The following is an 18,391-nucleotide window of genomic DNA, read 5'->3' on the forward strand; positions in this document are numbered from 1 at the left end:
GCGCCCACGGCCAACTCGGCAGCGGGTCGTACCAGAAAGGAAGACCGCAACGCACGGGCGGCGAAGGCACACGACGGGGCTGGGGGCGACCGTGCCCGGCGCAGCGACCAAGCCTGACCGCCCGGAGCCGGGCACGGTCGCCCCCAGCCCACAAGAGCAACCACCTCACAAAAGCAACCAGCCCACAAGAGCAACCGGGTCATAAGAGCAACCGGTCCTCAGAAGCAACCAGCCACGACCGCAGGTCAGCTCCGACGACGCCAGCGCAACGCCAGGGCCGCGACACTCCCCCAGATCCCTCGCCGGAACAACAGCACGACCAGTACGAAGATCCCCCCGGTGACCAGCCCGATCGCCTCGAACCCGGAGAACGACAGCCAGTCCTCCAGGCGGACCACCAGCGCCGCCCCGAGCACGCCACCCCAGAGGGTGCCGATGCCACCGAGCACCACCACGATGACGGCCTTGCCGGAGGTGGTCCAGTGCAGGACGTCGAGGGAGACGAACCGGTGGCCGACGGCGAAGAGTCCGCCACCGAGCCCGGCGAGGAACCCGGAGAGGACGAACGCGGTCAGCTTGTACCGGTGCACCGGGTAGCCCAGCGCGCGGGCCCGGGCCGGGTTGTCCCGGATGCCGACCAGCACCCGGCCGAAGGGCGAGTGGACGATCCGCCAGGCGGCGAGCAGGCCGAGCAGCACGATCGGCAGGATCGCGTAGTAGAAGTAGTAGTCGTCGGAGAGGTCGACGCCGAAGAAGGAGCGGGGCACGCCCTGGAGGCCGTTCTCGCCCTGGGTGACCGAGCGCCATTCGTTGGCCACGTAGTAGACCATCTGCGCGAAGGCCAGGGTGACCATCGCGAAGTAGATCCCGGCGCGCTTCACCGCAAGGTAGCCGATCGGCAGCGCGAGCAGCGCCGCGGCCAGCGCCCCGGCCAGCACCGCCGCCGGGAAGGGCAGGCCGGCGTGGATCGCCACCAGACCGGTGACGTACGCCGAGGTGCCCCAGAAGGCGGCGTGCCCGAAGGACATCAGCCCGGTGAAGCCGAGCAGCAGGTCCACCGAGACGGCGAAGAGCGCCCAGCAGAGGATGTCCACGGCCACCGCCGGGTAGAGCCCGTTGGGCAGCCAGAACGCCACGAGCAGGCCGACGGCGAGCAGCGCGTACCGGACCCAGCCGGGGGCGCGGGCGACCGCGACCAGGCCGGACGGGGGTGCCGGGCGGGCCGCGTCGGCGGGGGTGTCGACGGCGCTGGTCATGCCGGTGCCTCCTCACGGCCGAACAGGCCGGCCGGGCGCCAGAGCAGCACCGCGGCCATCACCACGAACACGACGGTCTGCGACACGATCGGGAAGTCCGACAGGTATGCCTCGCCCCAGGCCTGGATCAGGCCGATGCCGAAGCCGGCGGCGACCGAGCCGAAGATCGAGCCGAGGCCACCGATCACCACCACCGCGAAGACCACGATGATCAGGTCGGCGCCCATCAGCGGGTTGACCGCGCGCATCGGGGCGGCGAGCACCCCGGCGAGCCCGGCCAGGGCGATGCCGAAGCCGAAGACCGGGGTGACCCACTTTCCCACGTCGATGCCGAAGGCCCGGGTCAGTTCGGGCCGCTCGGTGGCCGCGCGGACCACCATGCCGATCCGGGTCCGCCCGAGCACCCACCACACGGCCCCGCAGAGCAGCACGGTGAAGCCGAGGATGAAGACCCGGTACGTCGGGAAGTCGAAGAGCCCGAAATCGACCGACCCGCTCAGCTCGGTCGGGGTGGCGTACGGGCTGGACTGCACGCCGTACCGCGACTTCACCAGGTCCTGGAGGATCAGCGTCAGGCCGAAGGTGAGCAGGAAGTTGTAGAGCGGGTCGAGCCGGGTCAGCCGGTGGATGACCGCCCGCTCCAGCACCATGCCGAGCAGGCCGAGGGCCAGCGGCATGATCACCAGCGCGGCCCAGAACGGCACGCCCGCCTCGGCGAGCAGCACGTACGCCCCGAACGCGCCGAGCATGTAGAAGGCGCCGTGGGCGAAGTTCACCACCCGGAGCATGCCGAAGATGACCGCGAGCCCGAGGGCGAGCAGGGCGTAGAACGCCCCGCCCACCAGCCCGTTGAACGTGTTCTGCAGGAAGCCCGACATCAGCTCGTCACATCTGGCAGTCCGGCGAGGGGGCGCGGAACGCCTCGGCCGCCGGGATGGTCTTGAGGATCTTCACGTAGTCCCACGGCTCGGTCACCTCGGCCTGCGGCTTCACCTGGGCGAGGTAGGCGTCGTGGAGGACCCGGTGGTCCTCGGCGCGGATCTTGCCGTTGCGCAGGAAGACGTCGTTGACCTCCTTGCCTTCGAGCCCCTTGACCACGGCGTCGGCGTCGTCGGTGCCGGCGGCCTGCACCGCCTCCAGGTACTGCATGGCGGCGGAGTAGTTGGCCGCGTGCGCGAAGGACGGCCGGGTGTCGGTCTCCTTCTGGAACTTGTCGGCCCACTCCCGGTTCTGCTGGTCGAAGTTCCAGTACCAGGCGTCGGTGTAGGTGGTGCCGGCGAGGGCGGCCGGGGTGAGCGAGTGGATGTCGGTGATGAACATCAGGCCCACGGCCAGCCCGATGCCCTTGTCCCGCAGCTTGAACTCGTTGTACTGCTTGACCACGTTGACCAGCTCGGCGCCGGCCTGCATGGTGCCGAGGACCTGCGGCTTCGGGTTCAGCGTCGGGGCCTTGAGCAGGAACGACGAGTAGTCCCCGCTGGTGTTCGGGAAAGGTGCGCCGTCTTTGCCGACCACGGTGCCGCCGGCCGCGCCGATCGCCGTGGAGAAGCTCTTCTCCATGTCCTGCCCGAAGGCGTAGTTCGGGTAGAGGATGTACCAGTTCTTGCCGACCTGCTGGGTGGTCACCGTGCCGGTGCCGTGGGCCAGCATGTACGTGTCGTACGCGTAGTGGAACGTGTACTTGTTGCAGCTCTTGCCGGTCAGCTCGGTGGTGGCCGCGCCGATGTTGAAGTAGAGCTTCTTCTTCTCCTTGGCCACGTCGGCGACCTTCAGGGCGGCCGAGGAGGTCGGGACGTCGAGGATGGCGTCGACGCCCTTGCGGTCGTACATCTCCTGGGCCTTGCTGTTGGCCACGTCGGGCTTGTTCTGGTGGTCTGCGGTCTCCACCGAGATGTTCTTGGTGATCGCCTTGTCGCCGTACTTGGCCTTGAAGTCGGCGATGGCCATCTCCACGGCCTTGACCGAGTTCTTCCCGGACAGCTCCGAGTAGGCCCCCGACTGGTCGTTGAGGACACCCAGCACGATCTTGTCGCCGGTCAGCTTCTGGTCGCCGCCGGACTGCGGACCACCGCCGCCGCAGCCGGTGACCAACGCCGCCACCGCCGCCGAGGCGGCGGCAACACCCACACTCCTGCGCATCTCAATCCCTTCCGTACCGCGCGGTCCGCGCGGGTCAGCCGTCGTTTCAGATCCCGAGGTACGCCAAAAGCTCGCGCTCCCGCGAGCGCACCTCGGAGTTGTCCATCGCCTCCGCGATGCGTCCCTCGGCCAGCAGGTAGTGCCGGTCGGCGACGCCGGTGGCGAAATGCAGGTTCTGTTCGACCAGCAGCACGGTCACGCCGTGCTTCTTGGCCTCCCGCAGCAGGTCACCGACCTGCTGCACGAGCAGCGGCGACAGCCCCTCGGTGGGCTCGTCGCAGAGCAGCAGCCGGGCGCCCATGCGCAGCACCCGGGCAAGGGCGAGCATCTGCTGCTCGCCGCCGGAGAGCATGGTGGCCGCCGAGTCGCGCCGGCTGTAGAGGGCGGGGAACGCCTCGTACACCCGCTCCAGCGGCCACGGGTCGGGGCCGACCCGGGGCGGCAGGGTCAGGTTCTCGGTGACGCTGAGGGTGGCGTACGCGCCGCGGTCGTCGGGGACCCAGCCGAGCCCGAGCCGGGCCCGTTTGTAGGCCGGCAGCCGGGTGAGCTCCGTGCCGTCCAGGGTGACCGTGCCGCGCTGGCCGGGGTGCAGCCCCATCACGCAGCGCAGCAGGGTGGACTTGCCGGCGCCGTTGCGGCCGACCAGGGTGACCACCTCGCCGGCGGCCACGTCCAGGCTCACCTCCCGCAGCACCTGCGCCTCGCCGTACCAGGCGGAGAGGTTCTCAATGCGCAGCATCGGCAGCTCCCAGGTAGGCGGTGATGACCCGCTCGTCGGCGCGGACCTGCTCGTACGGCCCCTCGACCAGGACCTTGCCGGCCTGCAGGACGGTGACGGTGTCGGCGAGCCGGCCGACGACGCTCATGTTGTGCTCGACCATGACGACGGTGCGGCCGGCCCGCACCCGCCCGATCAGGTCCACGGTGCGGTCGACGTCCTCCAGCCCCATGCCGGCGGTGGGCTCGTCGAGCAGCAGCACCTTCGGGTCGAGGGCGAGCGCGATGGCCAGTTCCAGGGCCCGTTTGCGCCCGTACGCGAGGGCCTCGGCCGGCGCCTCGGCCAGCTCGGCGAGGCCGACCATGGCCAGCAGCTCGTCGGCCCGGTCGCGGTAGCGGTGCATCAGCTTGGCCGAGCGCCAGAACCGCCAGCCCAGCCCGCTCGGCGACTGAAGCGCCAACGCCACGTGCTCCCGCGCGGAGAGCTGGGGAAAGAGACTGGTGATCTGGAAGGAGCGGGCCACGCCGAGCCGGGCGACCCGCTCCGGGGGCAGCCCGGTGACGTCCCGGCCGGCCAGCTCGATCCGCCCGGCGGTGGGCGGCAGGAAGCCGGTGAGCAGGTTGAACAGCGTGGTCTTGCCGGCGCCGTTGGGCCCCACCAGGGCGTGCACGGTCTCCGGCGCCACGTCGAGGTCGACGCGGTCGACCGCCCGGAAGCCCCGGAAGTCCCGAGTCAGCCCGCGGGCCGACAGGAGCGCTTGCCCGGCCATCGCCACACCCTCCGCAGGTCGCGAGGCGACGACCAGGTCGGTGACGGGGGTCACAGGGCCGTCGCGTTCAGGAAACCTACGGTGCTCCGCAGGAGTCGAACCATGTCGATTCCCCACACATTCGGCCGGGGCCGGACAGCTCCGCTCGCCATAGGGAGGGCCCTATCCGGCCCTTCCACCGACCCGACACACCGATCGGCGGGCGTCGACATGTGGCGGCGCCACCTCACCCGGTGACGGCGTACTCCGGCAGGTGCAGGCTGTCGGCCCGGCTGAAGAACAGCCGTTTGGTGAGCCCGCGCAGCGGGCGGGAGGTCATCGCCCGCATGGACGCGTCGCGCAGCCGGATCGCCGCCCGGCCGGCCGGCAGGAAGCCGGCAATCCCGCCGCCCGGCAGCTCCTGGCTCCGCGTCACGTGCGGCCGACCTGGACCTGGACAGCGTCTTCGAGTTCGGCCTGCACCGCCTGCTGGACGGCTACGCCGCGCTGATCGAGGGCGGGCGACCGGCCGGCTGAGCCGGTGCGGGGCCGTCCGCCCGTCAGTCCGGGAAGGTGACCACCCAGCGGGCGCCCTCGCCCCGGGCGAGCCGGTCGAACGCCGCCGGCGCCTCGTCCAGCCCGACCGTCCCGCTGATCAGCGGACGCAGGTCCAGGCTGCCGTCGGCGAGCGCGGCGGCCAGCTCCGGCACCTCGCGGTCCGGGTCGGACGAGCCGTACACCGAGGAGCGCAGGGTGCGGGCGGAGTGGAAGATGTCCAGCGCGGCGAGGCTGACCAGATCATCCGCACCGCCCATGCCGACCACGGTCACCGCTCCCCCGCGCCGGGTCAGCCGCCAGGCGGCGCGGATGGTGGCGGCGCTCCCGACGCACTCGAAGGCGTGGTCGACGCCCCGCCCCTCGGTGCGCGCCCGGACCTCCTTGGCCAGCGTGTTCCCGGCGCGCAGGAAGTCGGTGGCCCCGGCGGCGAAGGCGAGGTCCCGTTTGGCCTCGACCACGTCGACGGCGAGGATCGGCGCGGCGCCGGCTCGGCGGGCGGCGGTCAGCACGGCCAGCCCGACCCCGCCGAGCCCGATCACGGCGACGGACTCGCCGGCGGCCACCCGGGCGGTGTTCCGGACCGCGCCGCTGCCGGTGAGCACCGCGCAGCCGAGCAGCGCGGTCGGCTCCGGCGGCAGCCCGGCGGGCACCGGCACGGCGGCGTGCTCGGGCACCACCACCTCCTCGGCCAGCGCGCCGAGGCCGAGGGTGACGTGCAGCCGGCTACCGTCGGCGGTCTCGCCCCGGGCCACCGCCGGGGCGGTGTTGGCGGCGCAGAGCCAGGGTTCGCCGTGCCGGCAGTGCCAGCAGGCGCGGCAGGCGGGGGCCCAGTTGAGCACCACCGGCGTGCCGACGGCCAGCCGCGCCCCGGGGCCGGCCTCGGCGACCACGCCGGCCGCCTCGTGCCCCAGCACCAGCGGGTACGCGGGCGCGAGCGTGCCGTTGACCATGGCCAGGTCGGAGTGGCAGATCCCGGCGGCGCGGATGCGTACCCGCAGCTCGCCGGCGCCGGGGGCGGGCAGGCGTACCTCCTCGACGACGGGCGTGGCGTCCCGGCCGCGGACGACCAGAGCCCTCACCGCTGGATCGCCTTGAGCTCGGTGAACTCCTCCACGCCGGCCGGGCCCAGCTCGCGGCCGAGGCCGGACTGCTTGTACCCGCCGAACGGCGCGAGCGGGTTGAACGCGCCGCCGTTGACGTCGACCTGGCCGGTGCGCAGCCGCCGGGCGACGGCGAGGGCCTGGTTTTCGTCGGCGGACCAGACGGCGCCGGCCAGCCCGTACCGCGAGTTGTTGGCGATGGCGACGGCCTCGTCGGTGTCGTCGAACGGGATGACCGCGAGCACCGGGCCGAAGACCTCCTCCTGGGCGAGCGCGCTGTCCGGGTGCACGTCGGCGAAGACGGTGGGCGCGACGAAGTGCCCGCGCGGCGGCAGCGGCACGTCCGGGCCGCCGGCGACGGGTCGGGCACCGTCGGCCAGGGCCCGCTCGACGTGGCCGCGGACCCGCTCGGCCTGGGCGGCGGAGACCAGCGGGCCGAGCCGGGTCGCCGGATCGAACGGGTCACCCGTCCGGTAGCCCGCGACGGCCGTCGCGATCAGGGCGAGCGCCTCGGCGTAGCGGTCCCGATGGACCAGCATCCGGGTCCAGGCCGTGCAGGTCTGCCCCGAGTTGAGGAAGGCGTTGCCGACCCCGACCTTGACCGCGGTGGGCAGGTCGGCGTCGGCGAGGATCAGGTTGGCGGACTTGCCGCCGAGTTCCAGGGCGGCCCGGGCGATCCGGTCGGCGACGAGGTGGGCGACCCGGCGGCCGGTGGCGGTGGAGCCGGTGAACGAGACCATGTCGACGTCGGGGTGGGCGGCCAGGGCCTCGCCGACGACCGGCCCGGTGCCGGGCACCAGGTTGACCACCCCGGCCGGCAGCCCGGCCTCGCTGACCGCGTCGAAGAGCAGGTACGCGGTGAGCGGGGTGAGTTCGCTGGGCTTGACCACCACGGTGCAGCCGGCCGCCAGCGCCGGGGCCACCTTGGCGACGACCTGGTGCAGCGGGTAGTTCCACGGGGTGATCGCGCCGACCACGCCGACGGGTTCGCGGAGCACGAGCGAGTTGCCGACGGTCTGCTCGGCCGGCGGGCGGGCGGCGAGCTCGACCATGCTGCGCAGCACGGTGAGCGGGAGGCCGGTCTGCACCCTGGTGGCGAGCTTGAGCGGGGTGCCCAACTCCAGCGCGACGGTGTGCGCGATCGCCTCGGCGCGGGCGGCGAGCGCGGCGTGCAGCCGGTCGAGGTGGGCGGCCCGCTCGGCGGGGGCGGTGGCCGCCCAGCCGGGGAAGGCGGCGCGGGCGGCGGCGACGGCCCAGTCGACGTCGGCCGGGGTGCCGGCCGGCACCTGCCCGACGATCTCCCCGGTGGCCGGGTTCTCGACCGGGATCGCCTCCCCGTCGGCGGGGTCGACCCACGCGCCGGCGACGTGCAGGTGACGGCGGACCAGGAGGGCGGGCGGCGCGGCGGCGAGATCCATGTCGTCCTTCCCGAGAGGAAACTAGCGCTGGGAGTTTTGACGCTACTCCGGAGCGGCGGCCCGCTCCAGGGGCGCCACGGTCCGCTCGTACTCGGCGTGCAGGCCGTGCAGCAGCGCGTCCAGGCCGAGGGTGAAGGCGCCCTCGTCGACGCTGTGCTGGTGGCCGGCGAGCCGGTGTGCCTGGCTCAGGTGCGGGTGTCCGGTGTAGAGCGCCGGATCCTCGACGAAGCCCCGCGCGAACGAGCCGAGCGCGGAGCCGGCAACGAAGTAGCGCAGCGCGGCGCCGATGTGGGTGGCCCGGGCGGGCGGCCATCCGGCCCCGACCAGGCCGCCGTAGACCGCGTCGGCCATGGCGAGCGCGGCCGGCCGCCGGCCCGGCCCCTGGGCCAGGTACGGGACGATGTTCGGGTGCGCGGCGAGCGCCGCCCGGTAGGACCGGGCCCAGCGTCGCAGCGCCTCGTACCAGTCACAGCGGCCGAAGGCGCTGACGTCCACGGTGGCGGTGACGCTGTCCGCCACCGCGTCGAGGATGGCGCCCTTGGTGGCGAAATGGTTGTAGAGCGAGGGGCCCTGCACGCCGAGCGCCGTGGCCAGCCGCCGGGTGGAGAGCGCGCCTAGCCCGTCGGCGTCGATCAGCGCCAGCGCCGTGGTGACGATCCGGTCCCGGGTGAGCAGCGCCTGTCGGGGTCGCGGCACGTCAGGCCACCCGTACCGGGTCGCCGCCGCCCTGCGCCCACCCTCGGCCGATTTCCGCCACGCCACTCTCCCCGTCGGCACCGCCTGCTCACGCACCCTAGTCAAGCCCGCCGGGGCGCGCCTCACCTCGACGGTGGAAGGAGCGGGCTGGACGGACGAAAACTTACGCCGCTAGTTTGAGGGGACCCGCCGCACCGACGCCGAGGAGCACGGTGGACTTCGCACTGTCCGACGAGGAACGGGCCGTCCGCGACACGGCCCGCGCGTTCATCACCCGCGAGGTGCTGCCGCTGGAGCAGGAGGTGCTGCGCCGCGAGCGCGCTCACCGGCCCGGCCTGGAGCGGTCCGAGCTGCGCGAGTTGCAGCTCAAGGCGAAGCGGTTCGGCTTCTGGGGGCTGGCCACCCCGGAGCAGTACGGCGGGATGGACCTGCCGGCCGTCATGCAGTCGCTGATCTGGACCGAACTCGGCCGCACCTTCGTGCCGTTCCGGTTCGGCGGCGAGGCGGACAACATCCTGTTCCACGCCACCGAGGAGCAGCGGCGAGAGTTCCTCCTGCCCACCATCGAGGGGGAACGGATCTCCTGCTTCGCGATCACCGAGCCGGGCGCCGGCTCGGACGCGGCGAACATCCGGCTGCGCGCCCGCCGCGACGGCGACGACTGGATCCTCGACGGCGAGAAGACCTTCATCACCAACGGCGATGACGCCGACTTCGCCATCGTGATCGCGGTGACCGACCCCGAGCAGGGCGTCCGCAACGGCGGTGCCACCGCGTTCCTGGTGGACCGGGCGATGGGCTGGCGGTCGGAGTTCATCCAGACGATGGGCGAGGGCGGTCCGGCATCGCTGATCTTCGACCGCGTCCGCGTGCCGCACCGCAACATCCTCGGCGAGGTCGGGCAGGGCTTCGCGCTGGGCATGCAGTGGATCGGCAAGGGGCGCTACACCATCCCCTCCCACGCCCTCGGCATCGCCGAGCGGGCGTTGCAGATGGCGATCGACCAGGCCAACACCCGGGAGACCTTCGGCGCCAAGATCGGCACCAACCAGGCGATCCAGTGGATGATCGCCGACTCGGAGACCGAGCTGGAAGCGGCCCGTTGGCTGGTGCTGCGCGCCGCGTGGACGGTCGACCAGGGCCTGGATCCCCGGCACGCCTCGTCGATGGCCAAGCTCTACGGCGCCGGCATGGTCAACCGGGTGGTGGACCGGGTGCTGCAGATCCACGGCGGCATGGGCTACACCCGCGAGCTGCCGATCGAACGCTGGTACCGGCAGGTCCGGCTGTACCGGATCTTCGAGGGCACCGACGAGATGCAGCGCCTGATCATCGCCCGGGACCTGCTGCGCGGGTACACGAAGATCGGCGCCCACCTGGCCTGAGCCGCGACGGCTCCCGCTCAGTCCGTCAACGCATCCAGCGCCCGGTCGACGTCCTCCTTGGTGGTGTAGAGGTGGAAGGAGGCGCGCACCCGGCCGGCGCGGACCGCCGCGCGTACCCCGGCCCGGGCCAGCTTCTCCGCCGCGCCGGGCACGGCGACCGTCACGATCGCGCTGTCGCCGGGCGGCCGGCCCAACCCGACCAGGAACCGGTTGGCCAGCGCCACGTCGTGATCGCGCACGGCCGGCAGCCCGATCTCGGCGAGCAACTCCAGGGCGGGCGCCGCCCCCACATAGCTGAACCACGCCGGGGAGATGTCGAAGCGCCGGGCGTCGTCGGCCAGCCGCAGCGGCGGGCCGTAGTAGGAGGCGTGCACGTCCTGGCCCGCGTACCAGCCGGCGGCGTCGGGGCGCAGCCGCTCGCGCAGCGCCGGGGCCAGGTAGGCGAAGGCGGTGCCGCGCGGCGCCATCAGCCACTTGTACGCCGACACCACCACCACGTCGGCAAGAGCCGCGTCGAAGGGCAGCCAGCCGCACGCCTGGGTGGCGTCCACCGCGACGAGGGCGCCGTGCGCCCGGGCCGCCGCGACGATCTCGTCGTACGGGGCGACGGTGCCGTCGGACGACTGCACCAGGCTGAACGCGACCAGGTCGGTGCCGGCGTCGATCGCGTCGACCAGGCCGGCCAGCGGCACCGTGCGGACCCGGACGCCCCGCTCCTGCTGCACCAGCCAGGGGAACAGGTTCGAGGTGAACTCCACCTCGGGGACGACCACGGTCGCGCCGGGCGGCAGCCCGGCTGCCACCGGGGCGAGCAACTGCGACGCCGTGCTGCCGATCGCCACGTCCGCCGACGCCACCCCGACCAGTCGGGCGAACCCGGCGCGGGCCTGCTCCGCGGCCTCGCCCCAGCCCTCCCACGAGATCCGTCCCACCCGCCAGTCCGCCAGGGCGTCCTGCAACGCCACCCAGGCGGGCTCGGGCGGCAGCCCGTAGCTGGCGGTGTTCAGCCAGCCGGGCTGCGGCTGCCACAACTTCTGTGCGTCGTCGAGCTTCACCCCGCCGACGCTAGTGACGACGCCGACGCCCGGGCACGGCCAATTCCGGCCTCGTGGTCTCCCGACGGCGGGTACGGCTCCGGGCCGCGCCGGACGACGGTCCGGCGCGGCCCGGGCGGGGCGCTGGGCGGGCGGCCGGCTCAGGCCGGCGCGTCGGCCAACGGGGCGGGGCGGCGCGCCGGGGCGGGTTCGTCCGGCACCCCGTGCGCGTCGTCCTCGTCGAGCATGGTCGCCTCGTCGAACGGGCGCTCCCCGCCGAGCACGGCCTGGGCCTGCTCCCGGTCGAACTGGCTGGTCCAGGTGCCGACCAGCACGGTGGCGACCGCGTTGCCGGCGAAGTTGGTCAGCGCCCGGGCCTCGGACATGAACCGGTCGATGCCGACGATCAACCCGACGCCGTCGACCAGGTCCGGCCGGTGCGACTGCAGCCCGCCGGCCAGGGTCGCCAGGCCCGCGCCGGTCACCCCGGCCGCACCCTTGGACGCGATGACCATGAACACCAGCAGCGACACCTGCTCGCCCAGCGACAGCGGCTTGCCGAGCGCGTCGGCGACGAACAGCGACGCCATGGTCAGGTAGATCGCCGTGCCGTCGAGGTTGAACGAGTAGCCGGTCGGCACGGTGATCCCGACGACCGGCCGGCTCACCCCGACGTGCTCCATCTTCGCGATCAGGCGGGGCAGCGCCGACTCCGACGACGAGGTCGACAGGATCAGCAGGAACTCCCGGCCCAGGTAGCCGAGCAGCTTGAAGATCGAGATCCGGGCGACGAACCACAGCAGCGCACCCAGCACCACGAACACGAAGATCACGCAGGTGACGTAGAACCCGAGCATGATCTGCGCCAGGCTGGTCAGCGCGTCCACGCCGGTCGCGCCGACGACCGCGGCCATCGCGCCGAACGCGCCGATCGGCGCCACCCACATGATCATCGCCAGCACCTTGAAGACGAGGCGCTGGATCACGCCCACGGCCCGCAGGATCGGCTCGCCCCGCGTACCGAGGGCCTGCACGCCGAAGCCGACCAGCAGCGCGACCAGCAGCGTCTGGAGCACCTCGCCCTCGGTCAGCGCGGAGAGCAGCGAGGTCGGGATGATGCCGAGCAGGAAGTCGACCGTGCCGCCGCTCTCGCCACCGGCGGCGGCCTTGCCCGCCTCGGCCACCTCCGGGCCGAGGTTCAGGCCGGCACCGGGGTGGATGATGTTGCCGACCACCAGGCCGATCGCCAGCGCCACGGTCGACATGACCAGGAAGTAGCCGAGGGCCAGACCGCCGACCTTGCCGACCTTGGCCGCCTGGCGGACGGATCCGACGCCGAGCACGATCGTGCAGAAGATGACCGGGCTGATCATCATCTTGATCAGGTTCACGAAGCCGGTGCCGAGCGGCTTCAACTCCTTGCCGACCTCGGGGGCGGCGAGACCGACCGCGACGCCGGCCAGCACGGCCACGATGACCGCGAGGTAGAGGTAGCGGGTCCGGTCCCTGCGGGCGGGCCGGGCGGCCGTGGGGGTGGGTGAGGTGGTGTCCATTCCCACAATGTGAAGCGTGTCTCAGCACAGGGCATCCTTGCGTTCATTCTGTTCACCCCTGTGACTCGCGGCCGAAACGGGCCGCTGACCGGTGCGCCACACTTGCGGACGGCGCGCGGCGGAAGGAGGGGGACGTGGCCCGACGGCAGTGGAGCATCGCAGGGCAGTTGTTCGCCCTCCAGGCGCTGGTGGTGACCCTGCTGGTGCTCGCCGGCGCCGGGGGCGCCGTCTGGCTGGCCCGCAGCGACTCCCACCAGGCGGCGGAGGACGAGGTTCTGGCGGTGGCGCAGACCGTCGCCCGGTCCCCCGACGTCCGCGCGGCGCTCACCGCCGCCGACCCGGCGGCCACCCTCCAGCCGTACGCCGAAGCCACCCGGGTGGCCACCGGAACGGACTTCGTGGTCGTGATGGCCCCGGACCGGACCCGGTACTCCCACCCCAACCCGGACCTCATCGGGCAGCCGTTCATCGGCGACATCGGCCCCGCCCTGGCCGGCGAGCCGTTCACCACCACCAACGTCGGCACCCTCGGCGAGTCGGTGCGCGCGGTCGTTCCGGTGTACGGCGACGACCAGCGGATCGTCGGGCTGGTCTCGGTCGGCATCACCACCCAGGCGATCAACCGGAAGCTGCTCGGCCAGATCCCGGTGCTGCTGGGCGCCGCCGTCCCGGCGCTGGCCCTCGCGGCCACCGGCGCCTGGCTGCTCAGCCGGCGGCTGCGCCGGCAGACCCACGGCCTCGGCCCGACCCAGATGACCCGGATGTACGAGTACTACGACGCCGTCCTGCACTCCGTACGCGAGGGGCTGGTGGTGCTGACCCGGGACGGTCGGGTGGCGCTGGTCAACGACGAGGGGCGCCGCCTGCTCGGGCTGGCCGAGGACGCGGCGGTGACCGACCGGCCGGTGGCCGGCATCGCCCTGCCGCCCGCGGTGGCCGAACTGCTCGACTCCGGGCGGGACGCGCACGACGAGCCGGTGCTCGCCGGTGACCGGGTGCTGGTGGCCAACCAGCGGACCACCCGCTTCGAAGGAACCGTGCTCGGCACCGTGCTGACCCTGCGCGACCAGACCGAGCTGCGCAACCTGGCCAGCGAGCTGGACTCGGTACGTGCGCTCACCGAGGCGTTGCAGGCCCAGACCCACGAGTCGGCCAACCGGCTGCACACCGTGCTGACCCTGGTGGAGCTGGGCCGCACCGACGAGGCGGTCCAACTCGCCACCCGCGACCTGGCGCTGGCCCAGCAGCTCACCGACCGGGTCGTCGGGGCGGTGACCGAGCCGGCGCTGGCCGCCCTGCTGCTCGGCAAGTCGGCCCGGGCCGGCGAGCGCGGCGTGGACCTGCTGATCGAGCCCGACTGCCGGCTCGACGACAGCCCGCTACCCCCCACCGACCTGCTCACCGTGGTCGGGAATCTGGTCGACAACGCCCTCGAGGCGGTGACCGGTACGCCCCCGCCGCGCCGGGTGCGGGTGTTCGTGGGCACCACCGACGACGAGATCGTGGTCCGGGTCGGTGACAGCGGTCCCGGCCTGGACCCGGACCGGGTGGCGGACGCGTTCCGGCGCGGCTGGTCCACCAAGAGCGCCGGCCGGGGGCTCGGCCTGGCGCTGGTCGGGCAGGTGGTCCACCGGCACGGCGGCCGGACCGAGGTGACCCGAGCCGACGACGGCGGCACCCTGTTCACCGTCCGCCTGCCGATCCCGCGGGAGGCCCGATGAGCGAGCGGAGCGAGGCGGACGCATGAGCGACATCCGGGTGCTGGTGGTGGAGGACGAGCCGCTGCTGGCCGAGGCGCACAAGGCGTACACCGAGCGGGTGCCCGGCTTCGTGGTGGTCGGGGTGGCGCACACCGCGCGGGAGGCGATGGCGGCGCTGCGGCAGCGGGGCGGTGCGGGCATCGACCTGGTGCTGCTCGACTTCCGCCTGCCCGACCTGCACGGCCTGGACGTGTGCCGGGCCCTGCGGGCGGCGGGCAGCAGCGTCGACGTGCTGGCGGTGACCTCGGCGCGGGACCTGGCGGTGGTGCGCACCGCGGTCTCCCTGGGAGTGACCCACTACCTGCTCAAGCCGTTCACCTTCGCCGCCTTCCGCGACAAGCTGGAGCGGTACGCGGACTACCGGCGGCAGGCCCTCGCGGAGGGCGAGGTGGCCGCCCAGCACGAGGTGGATCAGATGTTCGCCACCCTGCGCGGTGCCGCCCGGCACACCCTGCCCAAGGGGCTGGACGAGCAGACCTTGCACCGGGTGCTCTCCGTACTCGGCGAGGGCACCGGGCGGTCCGCGGCCGAGGTCGGCCGGGAGACCGGGATCTCCCGGGTCACCGCCCGGCGCTACCTGGAATACCTGGTGACCAGTGATCGCGCCGTGCGCGCTCCGCGTTACGGCACCCCCGGCCGCCCAGAGTTCGAGTACCGGCCGACGTGACCCTCGCCCGCCGCAGCCGGAAGCTGACGGACCGCCGGGGCGGACGGACCGGGTCTTCGGCGCGGTCCGGTCAGGCGGCGGCAGCGGACGGGGCGAGGAACCGGCGGACGGCGGCGGTGATGATCGCGATCAAGGCGGCGCTGACGACGTTGACCGCGACGGCCACGAGGACCTGGCTCATGGGGTTCTCCTCGGAAATGGTTCGGGCAGCTCGCCCACGATGGCGCGCCGCTGGAGAAGGTTAGGGCTCCGAGGTGGCCAGCAGGTTTACTCAGAGTGATATTCGCTGGTCAGCGGACACGGGCGGGCCGGTCTGGCCGCCCATGCGGCGGTCGCGGGGCAGGCCTCCCTACCGGATGTTCCCAGTGTGGCCGAGGGAGTAGCGGCCGGGCTGCGGCCAGACTGTGAGGCCGTGCGGGCCCCGGCCGACCGGGATCCGGGCCAGCAGCTTGCCGGTCTCCGTGCTCAGCACGTATACCTCGTCGTGGTAGCGGCCGGAGAGCCAGAGTTGTTTGCCGTCGGCGGAGAGGCCGCCCATGTCGGGGCTGCCGCCGCCGGGGATTCGCCAGGTGGTGGTGGGTTTCAGGGTGGCCAGGTCGAGGACGGTGATGCTGCCCTCGTCGCGGTTGGTGACATAGGCGAGCTTGGCGTCGCGGCTGAAGTAGATGCCGTGGGCGCCCCGGCCGGTGCGGATGAACCCGGTCTGGCGGGTGGCCTGGCCGTCGAAGACGTACACGCCGTGGGCGCGCATGTCGGCGACCAGGAAGTGCTGCCCGTCGGGGGTGAGTCGGGTGTCCTGGGGCATGCCGTCGGAGGTCTCGGTGAGCCGGAAGTCACGTAGCTTGCGGAGGCTGGTGGTGTCCAGGACCAGCATCCGGTTGGCGAACTCGCAGCTGAACAGCATGGTCTTGCCGTCGGCGGTGTAGTCCATGTGGTTGATGCCGCCGCACTCGGGGAACCGGACCGACCGCGCCCGCTGCCAGGTCTTCACGTCGTAGAAGTCCAGCCGCTGGTACGCCTCGGCGACCACGATCGCCTGCTTGCCGTCGGGGGTGAAGTAGAGGTTGTAGACGTCTTCGAGCTTCCGGAACTGTCCCGGATCGCCGGTGCGCGCGTCGATCGGGACCAGGCCACCGTTGGGGATCTGGCTGGACGCGACGTAGAGCGTGCGCAGGTCGTAGGAGGGCACCACGTGCTGCGGCTCCGGCCCGCCGGGGAACTTCTCCACCACCTTGAAGGTCGCCGGGTCGATCACCCACACGTCGTTGCTCTTCGTGTTCGGCACGTAGACCAGCGGCCGGTCCCCGCGCACCGGCGCGGTGAGCTGGTCGGGACCGGCCGCGGCGTAGACGTTCCCGGCCGTCGGGTAGGTCGGCATGCCCGGCACCAGCGGCCCGAACGACCCGCCCGCCGAGGTGCCGGCGGACGGGCTGGTCAGCGTCTCCCTGGGGGCCCGGTCGGTGCAGGCCAGCAGCCCGGCCGACAGGATCAGGACCGGGACGGCAGCCAGCAACTGTCGGCGGGACACTCCATGACGATAACGGACAAAAGCCCGCCGAAGCGGGGAAGTGCCGTCTCCAGTACGGAGGTGATGACGACCGCGGTGGTGCCTGAGACGGCGCCGAACGCCAGGATCTTGGCGGTCTGCATGACCAGGGGTCCGCATCGGCTGCCAGCCGTCGTTCGGCTCGACTACGGTGGCTTCCGCGTAGGACTTATCGGCGCCACGCCGGCCGCTCGGCGTTGGTCACCGCCCGGAGGATCCACTCGACCGGGCCGTACCGGTGGGTCCTCATCCAGCGAGCGCTCAGTACAACCTGTGCGGCGAAGATGCCAAGTGCGATCGCCAGTACGCCAGCCGGCGGTACCTGGCCGATCAGCCCGAGACCGAGCCCCGTGAAGATCAGAGCACAGATCAGGGACTGGCTCAGGTAGTTGGTCAACGCCATGCGGCCGGCCGGTGCGAGTGCGACCGATATGTGACGCCCCATCCGTGTCTGGAACAGCCGCAGCATCGTGGCGGCGTACGCGGCCGCCAGCGCCGTACCGGTGAGGGTGGCCAAGGCAAGGCCCTCGACCGTGGTGCGGCCGCCCAGCGCCACGACGGCAAACGCGCCGGCGAGACCAACCGGGTATCCAACGCACTGGATCAGGCGCAGAGCGCGAGCGTGTGGCGACACGTCGGCCAGCATCCGGCGACGGCCGGCGGCGAGCCCCAAAAGGAACATGGCCAGGGCGACCGGTCCCTGCAGCCTCGCCGTCCCGACGATCATATGCGGTATCGAACGGACGTTCTGGGCGATGACGGAGGCCGGCCCGCCGGCCAGCGCCGCTGTGACGCTTTCCCCGGCCCTGAGGGCGGCCGACTGCTCGACCGACGGCGCCTCCGCCAGGGCCATCGAGCCGAAGGAGAGTACGACGACCCCCACGAGCAGGCCGGTCAGGATCACCGCCGTGCGCGGCCGGATCCGGTGCACGGCGAGCAAAACCAGCCCGAGTACGGCGTAGGTGGTGAGGATGTCGCCGTGGAAGAGCAGCACAGCGTGCAGTCCGCCAAGCACGAACAGGCCGGCCAGCCGGCGCAGGAATCGCGGCCGGAAGGCGGTGTCCCGGCGCCGCGCCGCGTCGAGTTGGAGCGTGAAGCTGTAACCGAACAGAAATGAGAAGAGCAGGTAGAACTTCATCTCGAACAGCAGCGCCACACTGTCGTGGATCCGATGGTCAAGCCAGGAGGGGTACGCCGGGTCAGGGATGCGGTGGAACGCGTAGCCCGAGGCGAAGTACCAGATGTTGACCAGCAGGATGCCGAACAACGCGAATCCCCGCAGCGCGTCCACGTCCAGGATCCGGTCGAACGCATCACTGCTCGGTGGCGTCCGAGCCATAGGCCCCTTTACCCGAGGGACAGCGGTGTTCACCACGGCCCGAGCGGGACCGCGGCCCGCCGCCTCACAGCGGCCGGTCCCTGTCACCCCGGTCTTTCTTCCCGTCCCGCGACTCGGCATTACGGGGCACAACAAGGGTTCAAGATCGTTCGCCCGTCCAGCCTTACCCTCACCTGTAGTCCCCGGACGGAACGGGCACGCTTGGGATTTTCCTAAGCCTCACACCCAATTGAGCGCCAAGCCACGCATGTCGGGACTGGGACGGGTCACGAACACATTGGCCCAGACTTCGCGGGCGCTGCTGTCCGTACGCCGGGTCAGCCGTCCCCAGCTGCTACTCGCCACGAGCAGGTGCCGGACGTCCGGTGAGGAAGGCAACAGGCGTTGCCGAGCCACCAAATCCTAATGCTCCCCGGTGCCGGCCTCGAACCTTGGTTCGAAGGCATGTGGGTGCGGTTGGGGCGCGTCGTCCTG

General features: G+C 72.3%; 17 protein-coding genes. 3 read left to right on the forward strand and 14 right to left on the reverse strand.

Annotation, left to right across the window (positions count from 1 at the left end):
• Positions 1–245 precede the first annotated feature (245 nt).
• The 9 genes from A6A27_RS17840 to A6A27_RS17880 all read right to left on the reverse strand — a co-directional run bounded on the left by A6A27_RS17840 (position 246) and on the right by A6A27_RS17880 (position 8,633).
• Positions 246–1,256, reverse strand: coding sequence for a branched-chain amino acid ABC transporter permease (locus A6A27_RS17840; protein ID WP_073835747.1), 1,011 nt, complete (start codon positions 1,254–1,256; stop codon positions 246–248).
• Entirely contained in the window at positions 1,253–2,134 is an 882-nt protein-coding gene (locus A6A27_RS17845) for a branched-chain amino acid ABC transporter permease (RefSeq protein ID WP_073835748.1), read from the reverse strand. Before A6A27_RS17845 ends, A6A27_RS17840 begins: the two co-directional genes overlap by 4 nt.
• Positions 2,135–2,141: 7 nt before the next feature.
• On the reverse strand, positions 2,142–3,395 hold the full coding sequence (locus A6A27_RS17850; RefSeq protein WP_198940349.1) for an ABC transporter substrate-binding protein: 1,254 nt from the start codon (positions 3,393–3,395) through the stop codon (positions 2,142–2,144).
• A gap of 46 nt (positions 3,396–3,441) precedes the next feature.
• A complete protein-coding gene (locus A6A27_RS17855; protein ID WP_073835750.1) occupies positions 3,442–4,134 on the reverse strand; it encodes an ABC transporter ATP-binding protein in 693 nt (230 codons plus the stop codon).
• On the reverse strand, positions 4,121–4,882 hold the full coding sequence (locus tag A6A27_RS17860) for an ABC transporter ATP-binding protein (RefSeq protein ID WP_073835846.1): 762 nt from the start codon (positions 4,880–4,882) through the stop codon (positions 4,121–4,123). Before A6A27_RS17860 ends, A6A27_RS17855 begins: the two co-directional genes overlap by 14 nt.
• A 226-nt stretch (positions 4,883–5,108) precedes the next feature.
• Positions 5,109–5,297, reverse strand: a complete 189-nt coding sequence (locus A6A27_RS17865) for a hypothetical protein (protein ID WP_073835751.1) — start codon at positions 5,295–5,297, stop codon at positions 5,109–5,111.
• 124 nt (positions 5,298–5,421) lie between these two features.
• Positions 5,422–6,498, reverse strand: a complete 1,077-nt coding sequence (locus A6A27_RS17870) for an alcohol dehydrogenase catalytic domain-containing protein (protein WP_073835752.1) — start codon at positions 6,496–6,498, stop codon at positions 5,422–5,424.
• Complete coding sequence (locus A6A27_RS17875) at positions 6,495–7,937, reverse strand: aldehyde dehydrogenase family protein (RefSeq protein WP_073835753.1); 1,443 nt, start codon at positions 7,935–7,937, stop codon at positions 6,495–6,497. Before A6A27_RS17875 ends, A6A27_RS17870 begins: the two co-directional genes overlap by 4 nt.
• A 42-nt stretch (positions 7,938–7,979) precedes the next feature.
• Positions 7,980–8,633, reverse strand: coding sequence for a TetR/AcrR family transcriptional regulator C-terminal domain-containing protein (locus A6A27_RS17880; protein WP_073835754.1), 654 nt, complete (start codon positions 8,631–8,633; stop codon positions 7,980–7,982).
• A 212-nt stretch (positions 8,634–8,845) separates the two neighbouring features.
• On the opposite strand from A6A27_RS17880, the gene A6A27_RS17885 reads away from it, so the two are divergent.
• Positions 8,846–10,018, forward strand: a complete 1,173-nt coding sequence (locus A6A27_RS17885; protein WP_073835755.1) for an acyl-CoA dehydrogenase family protein — start codon at positions 8,846–8,848, stop codon at positions 10,016–10,018.
• A 17-nt stretch (positions 10,019–10,035) separates the two neighbouring features.
• Here the strand turns inward: A6A27_RS17885 and A6A27_RS17890 are convergent, their stop codons facing one another.
• Both A6A27_RS17890 and A6A27_RS17895 read right to left on the reverse strand, forming a co-directional pair.
• A complete protein-coding gene (locus tag A6A27_RS17890) occupies positions 10,036–11,073 on the reverse strand; it encodes an aminotransferase class V-fold PLP-dependent enzyme (RefSeq protein WP_073835756.1) in 1,038 nt (345 codons plus the stop codon).
• Positions 11,074–11,213: 140 nt separating this feature from the next.
• Positions 11,214–12,605, reverse strand: a complete 1,392-nt coding sequence (locus tag A6A27_RS17895; RefSeq protein WP_073835757.1) for a cation:dicarboxylate symporter family transporter — start codon at positions 12,603–12,605, stop codon at positions 11,214–11,216.
• Between the two features lie 134 nt (positions 12,606–12,739).
• On the opposite strand from A6A27_RS17895, the gene A6A27_RS17900 reads away from it, so the two are divergent.
• Together A6A27_RS17900 and A6A27_RS17905 are read left to right on the forward strand one after the other, a co-directional pair.
• A complete protein-coding gene (locus A6A27_RS17900; protein WP_073835758.1) occupies positions 12,740–14,326 on the forward strand; it encodes an ATP-binding protein in 1,587 nt (528 codons plus the stop codon).
• A gap of 22 nt (positions 14,327–14,348) precedes the next feature.
• Positions 14,349–15,032, forward strand: a complete 684-nt coding sequence (locus A6A27_RS17905; protein ID WP_073835759.1) for a response regulator — start codon at positions 14,349–14,351, stop codon at positions 15,030–15,032.
• 349 nt (positions 15,033–15,381) lie between these two features.
• Here A6A27_RS17905 and A6A27_RS17910 read toward each other — a convergent pair whose 3' ends face one another.
• The 3 genes from A6A27_RS17910 to A6A27_RS17915 form a co-directional block, all read right to left on the reverse strand.
• Positions 15,382–16,560, reverse strand: coding sequence for a YncE family protein (locus A6A27_RS17910; protein WP_073835760.1), 1,179 nt, complete (start codon positions 16,558–16,560; stop codon positions 15,382–15,384).
• Positions 16,521–16,682, reverse strand: a complete 162-nt coding sequence (locus tag A6A27_RS45970) for a hypothetical protein (protein WP_241825316.1) — start codon at positions 16,680–16,682, stop codon at positions 16,521–16,523. The genes A6A27_RS17910 and A6A27_RS45970 overlap by 40 nt, the downstream gene beginning before the upstream one ends.
• A 65-nt stretch (positions 16,683–16,747) precedes the next feature.
• Positions 16,748–17,917 carry a DUF418 domain-containing protein gene (locus tag A6A27_RS17915; RefSeq protein ID WP_073835761.1) on the reverse strand — a complete coding sequence of 390 codons (1,170 nt, stop codon included), beginning with the start codon at positions 17,915–17,917 and terminating at the stop codon, positions 16,748–16,750.
• Positions 17,918–18,391: the final 474 nt, after the last annotated feature.

This window comes from Micromonospora sp. CB01531 (genome assembly GCF_001905095.1).
Classification (GTDB): Bacteria; Actinomycetota; Actinomycetes; order Mycobacteriales; family Micromonosporaceae; genus Micromonospora.